The sequence below is a fragment of the Mesorhizobium sp. M2A.F.Ca.ET.042.01.1.1 genome, assembly GCF_003997405.1.
Classification (GTDB): Bacteria; Pseudomonadota; Alphaproteobacteria; order Rhizobiales; family Rhizobiaceae; genus Mesorhizobium.
Genome location: NZ_RZRX01000037.1, coordinates 1 through 16,843 on the forward strand (window position 1 = coordinate 1; position 16,843 = coordinate 16,843).

13 protein-coding genes are annotated in these 16,843 nt (G+C 60.6%); 5 read left to right on the plus strand and 8 right to left on the minus strand.

Annotated elements, in window-relative coordinates; translation table 11 throughout:
- The first annotated feature begins 195 nt into the window (after window positions 1–195).
- Complete coding sequence (locus tag EOA23_RS08305; RefSeq protein ID WP_127303562.1) at window positions 196–1,284, plus strand: glycosyltransferase family 4 protein; 1,089 nt, start codon at window positions 196–198, stop codon at window positions 1,282–1,284.
- Window positions 1,281–2,057, plus strand: coding sequence for a polysaccharide deacetylase family protein (locus tag EOA23_RS08310; RefSeq protein WP_127303563.1), 777 nt, complete (start codon window positions 1,281–1,283; stop codon window positions 2,055–2,057). Before EOA23_RS08305 ends, EOA23_RS08310 begins: the two co-directional genes overlap by 4 nt.
- 50 nt (window positions 2,058–2,107) lie before the next feature.
- Here EOA23_RS08310 and EOA23_RS08315 read toward each other — a convergent pair whose 3' ends face one another.
- From EOA23_RS08315 to EOA23_RS08325, 3 genes are all read right to left on the minus strand, one after another.
- A complete protein-coding gene (locus EOA23_RS08315) occupies window positions 2,108–2,962 on the minus strand; it encodes an MBL fold metallo-hydrolase (protein WP_127303564.1) in 855 nt (284 codons plus the stop codon).
- Between the two features lie 131 nt (window positions 2,963–3,093).
- Complete coding sequence (locus tag EOA23_RS08320) at window positions 3,094–3,546, minus strand: cyclic nucleotide-binding domain-containing protein (RefSeq protein WP_127303565.1); 453 nt, start codon at window positions 3,544–3,546, stop codon at window positions 3,094–3,096.
- A gap of 184 nt (window positions 3,547–3,730) precedes the next feature.
- Complete coding sequence (locus EOA23_RS08325; RefSeq protein WP_127303566.1) at window positions 3,731–6,445, minus strand: ABC transporter ATP-binding protein; 2,715 nt, start codon at window positions 6,443–6,445, stop codon at window positions 3,731–3,733.
- Between the two features lie 158 nt (window positions 6,446–6,603).
- Here EOA23_RS08325 and EOA23_RS08330 point away from each other — a divergent pair, with 158 nt between their 5' ends.
- Window positions 6,604–7,275: a class I SAM-dependent methyltransferase gene (locus EOA23_RS08330; RefSeq protein WP_127303581.1), complete on the plus strand. Its 672-nt coding sequence runs from the start codon at window positions 6,604–6,606 to the stop codon at window positions 7,273–7,275.
- 147 nt (window positions 7,276–7,422) lie between these two features.
- On the opposite strand, the gene EOA23_RS08335 is transcribed toward EOA23_RS08330, so the two are convergent.
- Genes EOA23_RS08335 through EOA23_RS08345 form a run of 3 tightly spaced genes read right to left on the minus strand, consistent with a single transcriptional unit; the run spans window position 7,423 to window position 11,010 of the window.
- Window positions 7,423–8,553, minus strand: coding sequence for a glycosyltransferase family protein (locus tag EOA23_RS08335; RefSeq protein ID WP_127303567.1), 1,131 nt, complete (start codon window positions 8,551–8,553; stop codon window positions 7,423–7,425).
- Window positions 8,550–9,794, minus strand: coding sequence for a glycosyltransferase family 4 protein (locus tag EOA23_RS08340; protein ID WP_127303568.1), 1,245 nt, complete (start codon window positions 9,792–9,794; stop codon window positions 8,550–8,552). The genes EOA23_RS08335 and EOA23_RS08340 overlap by 4 nt, the downstream gene beginning before the upstream one ends.
- Window position 9,795: 1 nt before the next feature.
- Entirely contained in the window at window positions 9,796–11,010 is a 1,215-nt protein-coding gene (locus EOA23_RS08345) for a glycosyltransferase family protein (RefSeq protein ID WP_127303569.1), read from the minus strand.
- A 639-nt stretch (window positions 11,011–11,649) separates the two neighbouring features.
- On the opposite strand from EOA23_RS08345, the gene EOA23_RS36360 reads away from it, so the two are divergent.
- Together EOA23_RS36360 and EOA23_RS08355 are read left to right on the plus strand one after the other, a co-directional pair.
- A complete protein-coding gene (locus EOA23_RS36360) occupies window positions 11,650–11,919 on the plus strand; it encodes a hypothetical protein (protein ID WP_245474075.1) in 270 nt (89 codons plus the stop codon).
- 295 nt (window positions 11,920–12,214) lie between these two features.
- Window positions 12,215–14,437 carry a mechanosensitive ion channel family protein gene (locus tag EOA23_RS08355; protein ID WP_127303571.1) on the plus strand — a complete coding sequence of 741 codons (2,223 nt, stop codon included), beginning with the start codon at window positions 12,215–12,217 and terminating at the stop codon, window positions 14,435–14,437.
- Between the two features lie 101 nt (window positions 14,438–14,538).
- On the opposite strand, the gene EOA23_RS08360 is transcribed toward EOA23_RS08355, so the two are convergent.
- Both EOA23_RS08360 and EOA23_RS08365 read right to left on the minus strand, forming a co-directional pair.
- Window positions 14,539–15,606, minus strand: a complete 1,068-nt coding sequence (locus tag EOA23_RS08360; RefSeq protein ID WP_127303572.1) for a cyclic nucleotide-gated potassium channel — start codon at window positions 15,604–15,606, stop codon at window positions 14,539–14,541.
- Window positions 15,607–15,775: 169 nt separating this feature from the next.
- Complete coding sequence (locus EOA23_RS08365) at window positions 15,776–16,840, minus strand: adenylate/guanylate cyclase domain-containing protein (protein ID WP_127303573.1); 1,065 nt, start codon at window positions 16,838–16,840, stop codon at window positions 15,776–15,778.
- Window positions 16,841–16,843: the final 3 nt, after the last annotated feature.

Here is a 16,843-nt window from a genome sequence, read left to right on the forward strand (position 1 = left end):
CTTCGGGGAGAGGCCGATAGTTGTCGATATCGGCAACGCTTTCGAACTTTGCGAAGACCGGCAGAGAAGCGACAAACGGGTCGGGCGCGGCAGCTGTTTCCATAAGCATCAGATAGCACATTCCACTGCTTGAAGGTGACGACGATCATGCTTCGAAATTGACTTGCGCCGGCTTTGCGATGATAGGGTCCGGCGATGCGAATTGCCTTCTACGCGCCGCTGAAGTCACCCAACGATCTCGTTGCCTCCGGCGACCGCCAGATGGCACGGACGCTTATCAAGGCGCTGGAGCACGTGGGGCATAGCGTCGAACTGGCATCCGAATTGCGCTTCTATCTACGCGAACCGGAGCCGAAAAGTTTCGATGCGCTCAAGATCGAGGCAAAAGGGGAAACCGCGCGGCTGACAAGGCTTTGGGATCGTGACGGCAAGCCCGATCTCTGGTTCACTTATCATCCCTATTACAAGGCGCCCGACCTGATCGGGCCCGAGCTGACGGCGGCCGTTGGCCTCCCCTATGTGACAGCGGAAGCCTCCTATTCGAGCCGGCGCAACGCCGGTTTGTGGGCCGATACGCAAGCGTTGGTGGCGCGAGCCGTCAAACGAGCGGCGCTGAACATCTGCTTCACGCAAAGGGACCGCCAGGGACTGGCTGATGCGGTACCCGGCGCCACCTTCGGCATGCTTTCGCCCTTCATCGACACATCGGCATTCCGTGAAACGCCGGCACGGGGTTGTCCGACGCGCCTCGTTACCGTCGCCATGATGCGCCCGGGCGACAAACTCGAAAGCTATCGCATGCTGGCGCAGGCGCTCGGTTCGATCGGTCACCTGCCCTGGACCATGTCGGTCGTCGGCGACGGGCCTGCCCGTGACGAGGTCAAAGCGCAATTTGCTGGCTTGCCCGCCGACCGTATCGAATGGCTTGGCGCGATTGAGCCGGCCGCCGTGCCGGATGTCCTCTACAGTGGGGGAATTTACGTCTGGCCGGGTTTCGGCGAGGCCTATGGCGTTGCCTATCTTGAAGCGCAGGCCGCCGGCCTTCCGGTGGTGGCCCAGGACATCGCCGGCGTGCCGGAGGTCGTGCGGGACGGCCAGACCGGGTTCCTCACCCCGCCGGGCAATGTGACGGCGTTCGCTTCAGCCATTGAAAGGCTTCTGGCCCGTAACGACGAAAGGACTATCATGGCCGCAGAAGCCAGACGTTTCATCCTCGAAGAACGCTCCCTTGGTGCCGCGGCAGCGCGTCTGGCCGAACTTCTTGCGAGGATCCCGGTTTCATGACATCCGATCAGATCTGGCAACCCTTGGTGGAGGAACTGGCGCGCTGGCAACGGGCGGACCGCAAGGCTGAGTTCTGGCTGCGCGACGATGACGCCGTGGATCCGACGCCTGCGCTCGATCGGCTGCTCGACCTCACCGGTCAATTCGCAATTCCGGTCACTCTGGCCGTCATTCCGGCCCTGACCGATGGGAAGCTGGTCGCCCGGCTTGACGAGGCGCCGCATGCCACGGTCGCCATCCATGGCTGGGCGCACCGAAATCACGCGTCGGAGGGGCAGAAAAAGCAGGAGTTCGGCCCGCACCGGTCCCGCGAGGCGGTTCTCAATGATCTGGCTCGCGGGCTGTCGCGCATAACCGGCCTGCACGGCGCACGTGCCGTTCCGATGCTGGTGCCGCCCTGGAACAGGATCGACGCCAGTTTGATATCCGAGCTTGGATCGATAGGATTTGCGGCATTGTCGGTCTATGGGCCGCCGAAGCCTGCTTCGCTGGCTGTCATCAACAGCAATGTCGACATCATGGATTGGCATGGCACGCGCGGTTGCCGCGATCACGGCATATTGGTTCAGACGATCATCGCGCAATTGCGGCGCGCATTCGACGACGGCGAGCCGGTCGGCCTGCTCACCCACCATCTCGTCCATGATGAATCGGCCTGGCTTTTCCTCGAACGGCTGTTCACGGTCACCGCACGGACTGAGGCCTGCGCATGGCTTCTGATCAGGACATTGGTCAGGCGCGGCGCCGGTAGAGCAATCCCAGGAAAAGTGTGAGCGGCTTTCCGTCCGGAATTGCGTCAAAACAAGAAGAGAGAGGAGACAGCTCAGCGCGCTTTGTGCGATAAGATTGGATATTCGAGCGTCTGGCCATCCCGCGCGGCAAAAGCGCCGGCAAACCTGTCCTTGGCCAGTTTCTCGATCTCGCCCAGTTCCTCGTCGGTGCGTGCCGGATCGTGGTGAACCAGCGCAAGCTCCCGCGCGCCGGCCGCCTCGCAGAGCTTGACCCCCTGTTGCCATGTCGAGTGCCCGTTGCCGCGGTAGCGCTCCATTTCCTCCTCGGTGTAGGTGCAATCGTAAATGACGAGGTCGGCATCTTCGATGAGGTCGAGGACCGCCTGATCAAGCTTGCCCGGCTCGTGTTCGGTGTCGGTGATCACCGCCACGACGCGGCCGCCCCATTCGACCCGATAGCCTATACAGCCACCGGGATGGGTTAGGCTGCCGGTTCGGATCACCACCCCTTCGCGCGGCCGAAGAACGTCTCCTGATACGAAATCGCGGTAGTCGAGGCTTGCCTTGCAGACGTCCAGTCTCACCGGAAACCAAGGCGGCCGCATGAACTCATCGACAATCTGTTGGGTCGTCATGCGTCCTGCAAGATGCCCGGACCAGAGCCTGACTTTGACGGTGCGGTCATAGATCGGCTTGAAAGCCGGCAGCCCGATGATGTGGTCGTAGTGGCAATGGGTGAAAAACAGGTCGAAATCGGTTACGCCCGACGCCCGAAGCGCTCGTCCGGCAGGCGGCAGGCCAGAGCCCGCGTCGAAGAGAAGCGTATGCTTACCGCATCGCATCTCAATGCAGATCGTGTTGCCGCCATAGCGGGAGAATTCTGGCCCCGATACCGAAATGCTGCCGCGCACCCCCCAAAACTTGACCAGGAAAACGTCGTCGTCCATGCAAGCCCTTCGTGGTACCCCTCGGCCATCGTAGCCAAACAACAGCTGCTAGGCGAGACGGGTTTTCCTCTTGGTGACCCTTTCCGTGAGAGGCCAGTGCCATCACGACGGCAAGAATCGGCGCAAATCATTCATTGTTTGGCGCTTCGTGCGTCGATCAGATCCGCGGTCGTATGGCTCAAGCGATCGGCGAGGACCCGTACCATCTCGATGGTCATGTCCGGGAACTCCCTCATAAGCCTCAGGAAATGCTCCTTTCGGATTCTCAAGGCTTCCAGCGGACTAGCGGCTCTAACGGTCGCAGTGCGATAGACGTCGCACAATATGGCAATCTCGCCAACGATCGAATTTGGCACCAGTTCGGCCACTTTTATCGATCCACCGTCGGAATCGACCAGAATATCCGCCCTGCCTGAAAGGATGACATAGGCGGCGTCTCCCTCGTCGCCCTGCCGGAAAAGGATCTCGCCGGCGCCGTAGCTCACGCGATCGGACGTGAACGCGAGCAGCTTGAGCTTTGCCGGCTCTATGCCGGAGAACAAGGGAACGCGTTGCAGCATTCCAACCTCATCCTTGAGCAGCATTGTCCCAAACCTTCCCAAAATTCACGTCTGCGAGACTAGAACAACCGACGCCCAGATGAAATCAGTTCCGTTTCCGGGTGGCAATACAAGCCACTTGAGGCGGCGAGCCCAACTCAGCCGAAAGCTCAAACCCTTGACCTTGCAGTTCCCACCGGCGGAATGACCCATCTGAATGTCCAATGCACTATGACAGCAGTTCCTTGAGAATACCGCCCCCTGCCAAAAGCGTCTCGTGTGTTCCGTCTTCCACCAAACGACCCGAGTCGAAGACGACAACCCGATCGAACATCATCGCCATTGTTGGATTCGTCACGACCCACACGATTGCCGGCGAACGGCCGTCGCGTCTGGCTTCCTCGAGCACGTTTTGCAGCACCTTCTCCTGCACGCGCTGGTCGAGCGCCGACAGCGGCCGGTTGAGAATGAGGAAATCGGGACGCTTGAGCAGGGCACGGGCAACATCGAGCTTCTGTCGCTGTCCACTGGTCAACCGCCTGCCGCCGGCACCGACGTTGAAGTCCAAACCGACATCCAGCAGTTCGGTATAAAGCCCCAGTTCATCAAGAATGTCATAGACGATGGAGCGTATGCGGTCCGGCGCGTCGGGATGGTTGCTGCCCAGACGCCCGAACAGGACATTCTCCATGACGGTAGCCGCGGCAATGTACTTGGCTGGATCGTAGCGTTCGACCGCGTTTTGCAGCTCGGGCGGCAGGTCTTCATAGAACCGGTTGCGTGCGGCGACGATCTTGTTCATCAATTCGTCGCTCAGCAAGCCGAAGCGATGCCGGGGCTCGATATAGGCAAAGCTCAAGGTGACGATCATGGCGCGGTCGCTCTCTGAAACCGTCTCGTAGGGACGGTTCTTGAGCCGCTGCAGCAAGGTTTCGTAGGCGGGTATCTCCTCAGCGCTCATGAAGGCGAGCTGCTGGAAGAACGGGTGATCGGGCGGCAGGTCGGCAAACAGCTCGATCGCCTGTTCAGCGATCTCCAAGCCCATTTCGTAAAGCGTGCGATCGAGGCCGGCTTGTCTCAGCACGGAAGCAAAATAGGGATTTGCCGCCAGAGCCCTGTCGGCCAGCTCCGGGCCGGCGGCAGCGCCGAAGAGCAGGTTCTGGCCGATCGTTGCTTCCTTGTTGTAGGCGCCCGGTTCGAAAGGAACCACCAGTCCGCTCAATCCTTCGTGTTCCAGCCGGGTTCGCAGCGCCGCACGCAGTTCAACGATGCGCCCGGCAAGCTCCGTGTGGCGCGTGAGATCGGCCGAAGAACGCAAGCCTAGATCCAGAATGTCGCGCGACAGAAGAACCGCGTCGAGCACCTGGCGCACGGCTTCAAAGAGGTCGTGCGGGCCGGTTGCGCCGGCGGAAGCATAGTCGATCCAGTCGCTGTGGATATCGAGGTCAGGGTTGCCCGACCGGCGCGCCTCGTCGATGTTCCAGCGTTGCTGGTCCGCCGCGGCACCGTCGTAAGTCACCGATGTCAGCGGCGCATGCTTCAACCCATAAAGCAGATTGTCGCGGAGGCTTGCCTGGAACAGGAAGACATCCGACGAGGCATAGGATATGCGCCGGCCGGTCACTGCTTCGGGGAGTTCAAGCAGGTCGTCGGCGCCCGAAGCGACCCTTCCGCTTTCGGGCCAGTTCAGCCGTGCGAAGGCTTCTGCAAGCGCCTCCGCTCCACCTGTTGAAGTGCTGACCAGCGCCACCGTCTCACCGGGCTTGACCTGGAGGGAGATACGGTCGAGGAGCATTGCACCGCCATCGTCTGTCATGGACAGACCGATCGCCGACAGGGGGTTGGTCATCGGACCGGGATCGTCGATCGTCAGTGCCCCGATCCGCGGCGCAATGAGACCCTCGACGGTGAATTGTTCAACGACCTGTTGATATTTGACCTGGACATCCTGCCGGTCCTGATCCCAGTCGATCAGTTCCTTCATCGGTCCAGGCAGATCCTTGTAGGCGCCGATCACGGCCACGAGCTGGCCGACGTCCAGCCGCCCCTGGATGACCAGATACCCGCCGACCATGTAGAACAGAAACGGCGTGATCTGCGCGAGAAAATTGTTGAGGAACTTCACCATGAATTTCCATTGGTAAAGATCGAAGCGGATCTTGAAGATGAGGCCGAGCCGGGCAGCTATGTCGGCGCGCTCGTAATTTGATGTATCGTGGACGTGAACCGCGCCGATGCCGTCGACGATTTCGCCGACGCGGCCCGAAAGCGCGCGCGCCGTCAACTGCCGTCTGCGTCCGAGCACGATCAACCGCCGCCGCATTCGCGGGATGAGCACGATCTGGATCGCCACGATCACGGCGGCGATCATTCCGAGCCAGAAGTTCTGGACCACGATGAACAGCATGGCCGTCAGCGCCTGGCCGCCGAGCAGCACCGGCTGCAGGAAGGCATCGCCGATGAAACCGCCCAGGGGCTCCACCTCGTCCTTGACCATGGTCGCCACTTCGGCGGATTTCACGCGCTTGAAATAACGCGGCGGAAACCGCAGCACACGATCGACCAGATCGAAGCGGATACGCCGCAGCATGCGTTCGCCGAGGCGGCCCTTGTAGGTGTTGATGTAATATTTGAACAGGCCGTTGATGATGACCAGCAGGAGGAACACAAGGCTCAGAGCAAACAGCGTCGTCGTCCGGTCGAGCTGAAAACCGGAGAAGAACTGGACCTCTCCGATGAACGGCAGGTTGTAGTGCAGCCTCATGAAGGGCTGGGTCGCGCCCGGTTGCTCGAAGCCCTTGCCTTGGATCGGGCCGTTGACGATCAGCTTCGGCAGGTCAAAGGACATGAAATACGGGATCATCGAAAGCAGGACGATGATCAATATCCAGAGCTGCTGCTTCTTGGTATGCGTCCAGATATAGCGAGCTAGGCTGGGTTCCATATGCGACTGTGGACCTTCAGTTTAAGGAACAAAGTAGAAGCAGCTGGTGAACGGCGCATCGGCAACCATCGCCGGCGACACGTTCGAAGCCTGCGAGGCGCTTGGCGGGGCAAGATTGCGTTGTGTCGCCCGAAATCCCGAAATACAAGACGAATATGATGGATGTCACGCAACCACGCAATGCCGGCATGGACGGGCACGAGCAAGCCTTGGACCTCACGCGGGGAATTGCTGCCTATGTCAACCACCCTCTTGTGGCGGGGCTGGCGCGCGTTATCGCCAAGCATCCGCGGGCCGATATCGCCAACGCCTTCAACCACAAGCAGGTCGCCTGCAAGATGTGGGCGCTGGACAGCCTGTTCGAAAGCTGCGGCGGCCGGTTCGAGCGCATATGGGTTCTGGGTGGATGGTACGGCGTATTGCCGGCGATGCTTTTCAACGACGCCCGCTTCGACATCGCGGCTGTCGACAGCATCGATATCGACCCCGAGGTAGCGCCGGTCGCCCGGACCCTCAACCGGGAAGCCGGCGACCGGTTCCGGGCGCTGACGGCAGATATGTACGCGCTCGACTATGCGGCCGGGCCGTCCGACCTGATAGTCAATACGAGCTGCGAGCACATCGCCGATCTGCGCGCCTGGCTTGCCCTACTTCCGCGGGGCACGAATGTACTGCTGCAATCGAATGACTATTTCAGCGAGCCGACTCACATCAACTGCGTGGTTTCACTTGCAGCCTTCGAGGCAATGGCTGCGCTTCGCGAGGTGCGGTTCTCGGGCGAACTGCCGACAAAAAAATATACGCGCTTCATGCTGATAGGAACTGTGTGATGCGTCTCGCCCAAAACTGCGCAGCGGTTTTGGGACAACGACATGCATGAAGACTAAGGCAGATACCAGGAAACGGTATTCCGTCCGGAACTGCGTCAAATCAAAGAGATAGAGCGGTTCGCCGTTTCCGTGAAACGGTGAATCGCTCTAGGACTTGAGGCGCTCGCGCAGGATTTGCGCCGAGTGACGCGCCCCTTCCAGATCGAGACGATGCGCGGACGGCCTCGGCGCCACCAGCGCCTGTTCGATCGCCTGCGCCAAACCTTCAGGCGTCAGGTCCTTTTCCATCAGCACCGTTGCAAGACCGAGTTCTTCGAGCATCAGGGCGCGAACCGTTTGTTCGGTTTCCCCGCCGGCTGCAAACGGCACGAGCAGGGAGCGACAACCCGCGCGCAGGACATCGCAGACCGTGTTGTAACCCGCCTGCGAGACCGACAGGCGGGCGCCGGTCAGCAGGCTGGCGAAATCCTCGCGGAACCGGAAGATGGACAAGCCCGGCGTGACATCGCGTGCGATGGCGTCAAACTCGTCTTTCGGCAAGTTTGGGCCGGTGATCAAACACCATTTCCAGCCATTGTTGGCATTCTGCGCCGCTGCGATGGTGGAACTGACAAGACCCCTTCCGGCAGCCCCGCCGCCAACCGAAACCAGAATGTCGAAGCGCCCGGTGGCCGCGGGCGATGGCGGCGCGGCAACGAGCCCTGTGTAGGTGACCTCGGCCCTGATTGCCCCGGCCAGCGGAAATGTCTTGTCGATGGTTGCGAAAGCCGGATCGCCGTGGACCATGACAAGGTCGAAATGCCTGTTGATGAGATCGACCGTTTCCTCGTTTCGGCCCGACTTGACGCGCTCCTGAAGAATATCGCGGACGGATGTCGCCAGCAGCGGTCTGGGCGATGTCGCCTCGATGGCCTCGATCAGCGGCAAGAGTTCGAAACGCATCTGCCGGCGTCCAAACGGAAAGGCCTCCACAATGACGATATCAGGTCTGCAATCCCGGTATGCCTGCAGCAGTGTCTCTGAACGCCGTTTCTTGAAATCATCGTCGATGGGTCTGCCCTGCAGATCGACAAGTCCGGAAAATCCTTCATCGCCGGAGGTGACAGGCGGCAGGGTTACAGTATTTACCCGTGGTCCCGGAAACCCCGCGATCGGCGCACCGCCGGTCACGACGGTTACGTCAAACCCGTCATCGACCAGTGCTGCCGCGATGCGGCTGGAGCGCGCGAGATGGCCGATACCGAGCAGGTGCTGGACATAGAGGAAGACGCGCTTCATTCGGCGGCCCGCCACTCCCGCTCGAAAAGTTCCTTGAGCTGTCCAATGCTTGCCGTATGGTCGAAATTGCCACGCACGCGCCGCTCAGCGGCGTCGCCGAGGCGGGCGCGCAGCACGGGATCGCGGATCAGGCGCTCCAGCGCCTGTGCGAGGGCAATTGGGTTTTCCGTCGGAACCAGCAGCCCGGTTTCATCCGGCGACAAAAGCTCCGGCACGCCGGAAATATCGGTCGACACGCAGGCAAGCCGCTGGCTGGCCGCCTCCACCAGAACATTCGGCAGACCGTCCCGGTCCCCATTTGCGGTGATCCTGCAGGCCAGGGCGAAGATGTCGGCGCACCGGTAGTGCTCAAGCACCTCCTCTTGCGCAAGCGCGCCCTTCCAGGACACGCGACCATCCAGTCCGAACTTTTGCGCCAGCGCCTTGAGCCGTTCCAGTTCCTCTCCGCCGCCGATATGCTCGAAATGCCACGCCAAATCGCCAGGCAAGAGGGCAAGCGCCTCCAGCAAGGTATCGTAACCTTTCTTTGCAACGGCGCGCCCGACACTGAGAATGATAACCGGATCGTCCGCCGCCGAGCCGTCATGCTGTTTTCGCGCCTCGCCGAAACTGCCGAAGCGATCAAGGTCGAGCCCATGGTAGCTCAGATGCACGGACGAGTTGCCGTTTGCGAGTTCTTTGAGACGATCGAAGCCGGTTTTCGTGCAAGTGACCGTCCAGCGTGCCGAGGAAAGCTTGCCGGCCAGATCCCAGTCCGCAGAAGTCCAGATGTCCTTGGCATGGGCTGAGCAGCTCCAGGGCAGACTACGAAGCAAGCTGGCATAGCGCGTCACGGATGCCGGCGTGTGCGCGAAATGGGCATGCAACCATCCCGCGTCTTCCGGCCATTCGGCCGCCAGCACGAGCGCTTGCCCGAAGCGGCGCACGCGATTGCGCGTAAAGTCGCGGGGGATATCGGCAGCCAACGATCCGAGCGCGCGCCAAAACCCCGGCCGCAGCAGATAGGCAAACAGCGAGCGAAGCACGCGCAGCGGTTCTTCATGCAGATATTCCGGCAGATAACGGACGGGCGCCTTGATCTCGTCATGCACAGGGTGGCGTTTTGCGTCGGTCGGCCGCCTGAGCGCGACGAGTATCAGGTCGAATCCCGCGCGCTCCAGACCGAGCAGTTCCTGCGCGATGAAGGTTTCCGACAACCGCGGATAGCCCTTCAGAACCACGACGATCTTGCGACGTTGCAACTCAGCTCATTCCCTCAATGACCGAAAGGTGAGGGCTGGCCCGCCGATCGAGCAGGTCTGCGACGATTTCGGAAATATGAGGCAGTCCTTCCAGCCTCAGATGCGGATTGCTCTGAGATGGGCGGGGCCGGTCCGGTAGCGCCACCAGTGCTTCGGCAAACCGCTGGGAATCCTTGGCTTCGTCCGGCAAAAGCATCTCGATCAGGCCGAGTTCGGCTGCGCGCCGAGCGCGGATCAGTTGTTCCTGGCGGGGCTCGACGCGCGGCACGATCAGCGCCGGCTTGTCGAAAGACAGGATCTCGCAATAGGTGTTGTAACCACCCATTGCCACTACCGCCTTGGCGCCGGCAATCAGGTCTTCCATGCGGTTGTCGAACTCGATGATCTTGACGCAGGGGATCTTGGACCCCTTCTTGAGCAGCTTGTTGCGCTTGCGCGCTGGCATGTAAGGCCCAAGCACGATCAGCGCCCTATGCTGCAATTGCGGACCCTGTTGATAGGCATCGATGACGTCGTGGATCAGCTCGGCGCCGTCACCGCCGCCGCCGGTGGTAACCAGGATATACTCGCCCTCGGGCCGGTGGCCCGGCAACTCGTTCCGCTGCAGGCTCCGTTGCAGGAAGCCGACGAACCGCATCTTGGCCCTGACAGCCGGCGGCACATCCAAGCCGGTCAACGGATCGTAGAAATCCGGCGGGCCATAGGCCCAGACCTTGTCGTAGAACAGGCCTATCTTGCGCATCACATCCCTGCGTGCCCACTCTGCTTCGAGCAGATGCGGCGCATCCATCACCTCGCGCAGGCCAAGCACGAGCGTAGTACCTCGCGTCTTGAGGTAGGACAGCGTGTCCTCAATCTCACCGCGCAGGCCGAGCGGTTCCTTGTCGACGATGAAGATATCCGGCCGGAAGGTCTCGGCTGTGTGTCGGATGATCGACTGGCGCATCCTGAGGGTCTCATGTAGATCGATATCCTTTTCCAGCGAGGTGTATTCGCCGTTGCGCAACTTGATGACGCTGGGAATCTTCACGAAGTCGACACGGGCGCGGTAGTCGAAGGCGCCGGCGATGGGCGCACCCGAAATGATAAGCACCTGAAGTCCGTGGAAATCCTCGACCAGCGAATGCGCGATCGTCCGGCAGCGCTGCAAATGGCCGAGCCCGAACGTGTCGTGGCTGTACATGAGAATCCGAGCGTCTTGTCCGTGATGGGTCATTGTTGAACGTCTTTTCGAATTCTCGCCTTGAGGAGCCTGGGCGACCCCGCAGGCTTCAAAACCATCCTGAGTCTACGACCTCTTGTGAAACATGAGGGCGCAATTTTCAATTTGTATTACCAAGAAGCCGCAGATCGCCCCTCACCGTTCGCAAACTCATCGTCTCCCATGCGACCGGCGCGATGCGAAAGGCCGGACAGCGTTCTTCACTCTGGACCCCGCATTTCGTGATGTGATGGGCGCCAACAATAATCCGAAGCCCTTCATGGAGCTACATTCGCACGAAGCGCTCGGGTCTGTCTTCCCCGACCTGAACAAGTGCGGACAGCTCTCGGCCGAGCGGCCGCCGCAGCTCCTACCAAACACTGCAGCGCGCCGGAAGATCGTGACCGGGGCGCAACCCGCGCCGAGAAATGCCGGTCATCATCGCCAGCGGTTCGATGGAATTTGCGCAATCCGGATAGAAGTCGAATTTGATAATTAGTACCTTCTAAAATTCTAGCCTGCGTTGGGCGCCTGGCTGCATAGTCCGGACATAAGCGGACATAAGAACGCGCGAAGGGGTGAGCTCTTGGGAGGATCAAAATGACGAGACCTGGCTTGAGATTGACCGACGCTGCCGGAATCGCCGTTGCCATAATGTTTGCGGGGCTCATCGAGGCCCTTACACCCTTCGCCCCTTTCGTCGGCGATGCGCAGGCGCGCGTCGGCCGTCCGCTGACGCCTGGAAGCGTCGCGGGGGTCGCGAGGCGTACCACACGCCGAACGATCCGCCGTTCGACTATCTACGTGACCAGGCTCCCGGCAGCGTGCCTGAGAACTTCGGTCAACGGCACCGTGCTGTGGCACTGCGGAAGTACATATTATCAGGCCTACGGCGGACGCTACGTCGTCGTCCACGTACATTGAGTGGGAGTACACCTCATCCCTTGATCGCCGAGATCTCGGGACGTGGCACCGCTTTTGAGCGGAAGCGTATCCGGCAGGCAGGGACCTGACCGCCTTGCAGAACGAGGTCGCGCGCTCTGGGACGGCGATGTCTTGCACCGCAATGTCGGTTTCTTCAAGGTAGGGCAACGATGGACGTAAATGTCCTTGCTTACCGATTTGACCGGAAGGTTGCAGCACGATGCCATTCATGAATCGACGATTGACAGCCAGGAATCGGGCACGCCCGGCACGACGTCTCGGAGATCTGACCGCGATGTTTGTCCTGATTGCGGGGCCGCTCGTCTTTGGCATCGCCCTCTTGTTGGCTGATCCGGCACAGGCGCAGGCGACGGCGACCGTCCCGCCTGAAAAGGTCAAACAGCTATTCGATCTTCTCGACGATCCATCGGTGAAGGCCTGGGTGGCCGAGCAACGAAAGCAGGACGCCGGGCCGACCGGAGCGCCTGCCGCGGCAGGAGCTTCGCCGTCCGGCGCATCGTCCGATGCCGTGGCCGCGCCGGGCCGGATGAATACGATGGCATCCTCGACGCTCGATCGGATCAAGCATCATATCGAAAGAATCGTGCGAACCTTGCCCACGCTGCCGGGCCAGTTCGCGCGCGTCCGGGCAGAGACCATGGAGGATATGTCCGGCAAGAGGCCTGCCGCACTGCTTTTGCTGATCGCGATTTTCATCTCTGCCGGCCTGGCGCTCACCTGGGCGACGTACAAGCTCACCCGTCCGTTCCGTCTTTGGATCATTGCGCAATCGAAGGATACGCCCATTGGGCGGGTCAAGAAGATTGGCGGCCGCACGCTTTATTCCAGCCTGCTGATCGTCTCATTCGCGCTGGGCAGCGCCGGCGCGTTCATGCTGTTCGACTGGCCAATGCTTATCCGTGAGATTGTGCTGACATTTCTGATGGCTGCAGTCGCCACAGCGGCGGTGCGCATGTATCTCGCAGCCCTGCTCGTCCCTTCCTTCATGCAGGTCGAAAACGCTGTCGAGGTTCGCGCTTTGCCGATCACCAACGAAACAGCCGACCATTGGTTCTATTGGCTGCCCCGGATCGTCGGCGTCTTCGCCTTCTTCGCCGCCGCATTCATCCTCCTGCCGGGTCTCGGCATCGATCAGGACGGAATGCTGGTCCTGTCGGTAAGCGCCGATTTCGTGCTGTTGCTGCTCTTTCTGCTTGCCGTTTGGCGTCGGCCAAGAACACAGCGAGAGGATGCGCACCAAAGCGGTCATACGGGAGCGACATGGTTGTTGACTGCCTACTTCGTCGTCCTGTTCCTGCTGCGCATCGCAGGCCTTCCTATATTGTTCTGGTTTACCTTGGCCGCATTCTTCCTGCCTTTGGCAATCGTGCTGACGCAGCGCGCGGTCAATTTCGTCCTGCGGCCGGGTTCGGAAGAGGCTGGCCGGCCTACGATCCCGGCGCTGACGATCGCTGTCATCGATCGCGGAATCCGGATGATCCTGATCCTGGCGGCGGCTTATGTTCTCGCCCGTGTCTGGGGTCTGAACATGCAGTCCATGCAGGACAGCAATACGACGACCACGCTCATATTGCGCGGCTTGATCAATATCGTGGTCATTGCCCTCGCAGCCGATTTCGGCTGGTCGATCATCAAGGCCTTGATCGAGAGAAAGCTTGGCATCGAAACGCCGCACGCGGTGATCGACGCCGAGGAGGCTCCGATCGTCGATCCGCAGCAGGCGCGGCTGCGCACGCTCCTGCCGATCATCCAGAACATTCTGCTCGCGGTGATCGTCGTCATGGCAGTGTTGATGATCCTCGCTTCAATGGGTATCGAGATTGGCCCACTGATCGCCGGCGCCGGCGTCGTTGGCGTCGCCGTGGGATTTGGGGCGCAAACCCTGGTCAAGGACGTCATTTCGGGCGTGTTTTTTCTTCTCGATGATGCGTTTCGTGTTGGCGAATACATTACCGCCGGCAATTATATGGGAACGGTGGAGAGCTTTTCGCTGCGCTCGGTGAAGCTGCGCCATCATCGTGGCTCGCTGTTCACGATACCTTTCGGTGAACTCGGGGCAGTCCAGAACCAGAGCCGTGATTGGGTTACCGACAAATTCAACATCACCGTCGGCTATGACACCGACATCGACTTCGCTCGCAAGCTGATCAAGCGAATAGGCCTCGAACTGGCTGAAGATCCCGAATTCAAACCCTGGGTGCTTTCACCGATCAAGATGCAGGGCGTACAGGAGTTCGGCGAGTACGGCATCGTATTGAGGGTCAAGGCCACAACCATACCGGGAGGCGCCTTCGGTATGAAACGCAAATTCTATGTACGCGTCCGCCAAGTCTTCAAGGAGCAGGGCATCGAACTGCCATTCCCGACCGTTCACGTCGAAGGGCTGCAGAACCCACATGGGGCAGAGAATACGCCTGTCGAGATCACACCCGAGCTAAAAATGGCAGTTGCGCAGGCGCACACCAACCGGCGCAGGAAAGCCACCACAACAGAGTAGGAAAGCTATGATACCTAATGTCGGAGATCGATGATATCGTCGGCTCCCTCAATTGTGAAGCCGGGGGTGGACACGTCCCGCAGTTGCACCTCGTGGTGCGGTCAAGCCATCGGCGCCGCGCCGCGCCGTTCGAGCGCGGTCTTGCGGATGATTTCCGCGATCTCCGGGCTGCTGCTGCACAGCATCTGGAAATCCGACGAGTGCAGCGATAGCAGTGAGACCGCCGTTGCGGCGCTGACGGTCGCCATGCGCGGTTCGCCGCTGATCAGCGCCATCTCGCCGAAGAAGGCGCCAGGGCCAAGCTCCACCGGATTTGGCGTCGCGACGCTGACGCGCCCCTCCACGACGAAGAACATCTGGTCACCGATCTCGCCATTGCGGCAGATCACGGCGCCCGCCGGCACGGTGCGAGGTCTTAACGCGCGCACGATCTCGACCAGCACGGCCGGTCCGAGCTTCTGAAACAACGGCACGGCGGCGACCAGTTGCCAATTACGGACAAAGTCCCCGCGACGAACCTCCTGATAGAAGCCGGTGGCAAGAATGCCGGCCCAGAGGGCGAAGATGCCGATGCCACTCATCATGACCGCCCCAGCAAGGACGCGGCCAGCGAAGCTTTGCGGAATAGCGTCGCCATAGCCGGTGGTGGACAGCGTGACCACCGCCCACCACATTGCCTGGGGGATGCTGCCGAACTTTTCCGGTTGGATATCGCGCTCGATGACATAGCCCGCGAGGGCGACACCGAACAGAACGACGCCAAAAAGCGTGGTGACGCCGATCAGGTTGCGCGCTTCGTTGGCCAGCACCCTGCCCAGCACCGGGAAGAAAGTCGAGTCGCGCAGCGGTTTCAGGAGCCAGACAGCACAGTAGAGGCTCCGGTCGGGCGTGCCAACGAGCAGAAATGCGGCGAGTGGAACCAAGACCGCGAGTACATCGATGGCGATTGCCGGCGTCCTGTCCCGAACGCCTCCCGCCTCACGCTCAAGCAGCGTCGCGGCCATTTGCAGGAGATAGGCGCCCCAAATGGCAGCGAGTACTGCAGCCAGAGCCAGCCTGCTTCGGCCGGACATGTCCGGTATCGTGAGCCCAGCCACCGCCAAAAGCCCAGGCGCAGCCAGCACCGCGTTGAGCGGCGCGTAAATTCTTAAGAAAGGTAGTACCGACATTTTTATGCCCGCGAGTGGCTGCTGCCCTCCAAAATAGGATGCGTTTGAGGCAAGCGTAAAGGTGCCTAAAGCGCGTCGCGATCTTTCAGATTCGCTCCCTGCGCTTTAGGTTTTTGATCTTGCGCATGTCTTTGTCCCGAAACCGGTTCCCACTTTCGGGAGACATGCTTTAGAGCCGCCACATTCGCACGCGACCTGTGCCACGCAATTCCGTTTCCCCAAGCGGCTCGCAAGCAAAATCGGGTGTGAGCAATTGGTGGGTTGCATCCGAAATACGGATTTCATCGGGCTCAGCGGCCTTTTGGATGCGTGCGGCGAGATTGACGGTGTCGCCCCACAGGTCATAGACAAACCGTCTTTTGCCTATCACGCCCGCCACGATCGGTCCGGAGTGAATTCCAATCCTGAGGCTTAGCGGTTCGCCTGCGAAGCGCTCGCGCCTGGCTGCCGCCCGTAGCTCGAGCGCATAATGCGCCAAGGCTTGCGCATGATCGGATCGCGCGGTGGGCAGGCCAGAGACCGCCATTACGCAATCGCCGATGGTCTTAATCTTTTCGCATCCATATTCTTCCGAGAGCATATCCGCCGACTTGAAGAAGTAATTCAGAATAGCGAGCGTGGGCGCGGCTCCGACGCTCCGCGCCCTTTCCGTAAAACCGACGATGTCGGCAAAAAGCACACTGACTTCCGCATGGTTGTCCGCAATCTGCTCATCCGCTTTCAGCCGCTCCGCGATCGACGCTGGAAGAATGTTGAGGAGCAGGGATTCGGCGCGCCGGTATTCGCGCGACAAGCCCTCCTGGCTCTCCCTTAACGCCTCGTTCGTCGATTGCAGCTTGGCATTGAGCTGGCGCTCCCTCTCCTGCAGGAGGGTCATTTCATAAGCCTTCTGCTGAAGCCGCTGCTGGTGGTCACGTTCGGGAGTGGCGTCGAGAAAGACCAGCCACACCGAGCCGCTGTCACCAAAGAGATGAAGGTCGGCGACGTGGCCGCCGGGCAGTTCCATCATCGGCATATGGAATGGAAGCTCCGGGCAAGGCAGCAGCCCTTCCATGAATTCAAGCTGCTCGGCAACGGGCTCGCCGATGCGAAGCGACGAGAGCCCGTAATGTTCGAGGTTGCCGCCCTTCTCTTCTATGCATTGCCGGCCGTCGATCTTCAGATACGCCGCGAAGCGCTCATTGGAAAAGAAGTCGTATATCCAGCTTCTGACTTCCTTCGGCAAACTGGACATGGT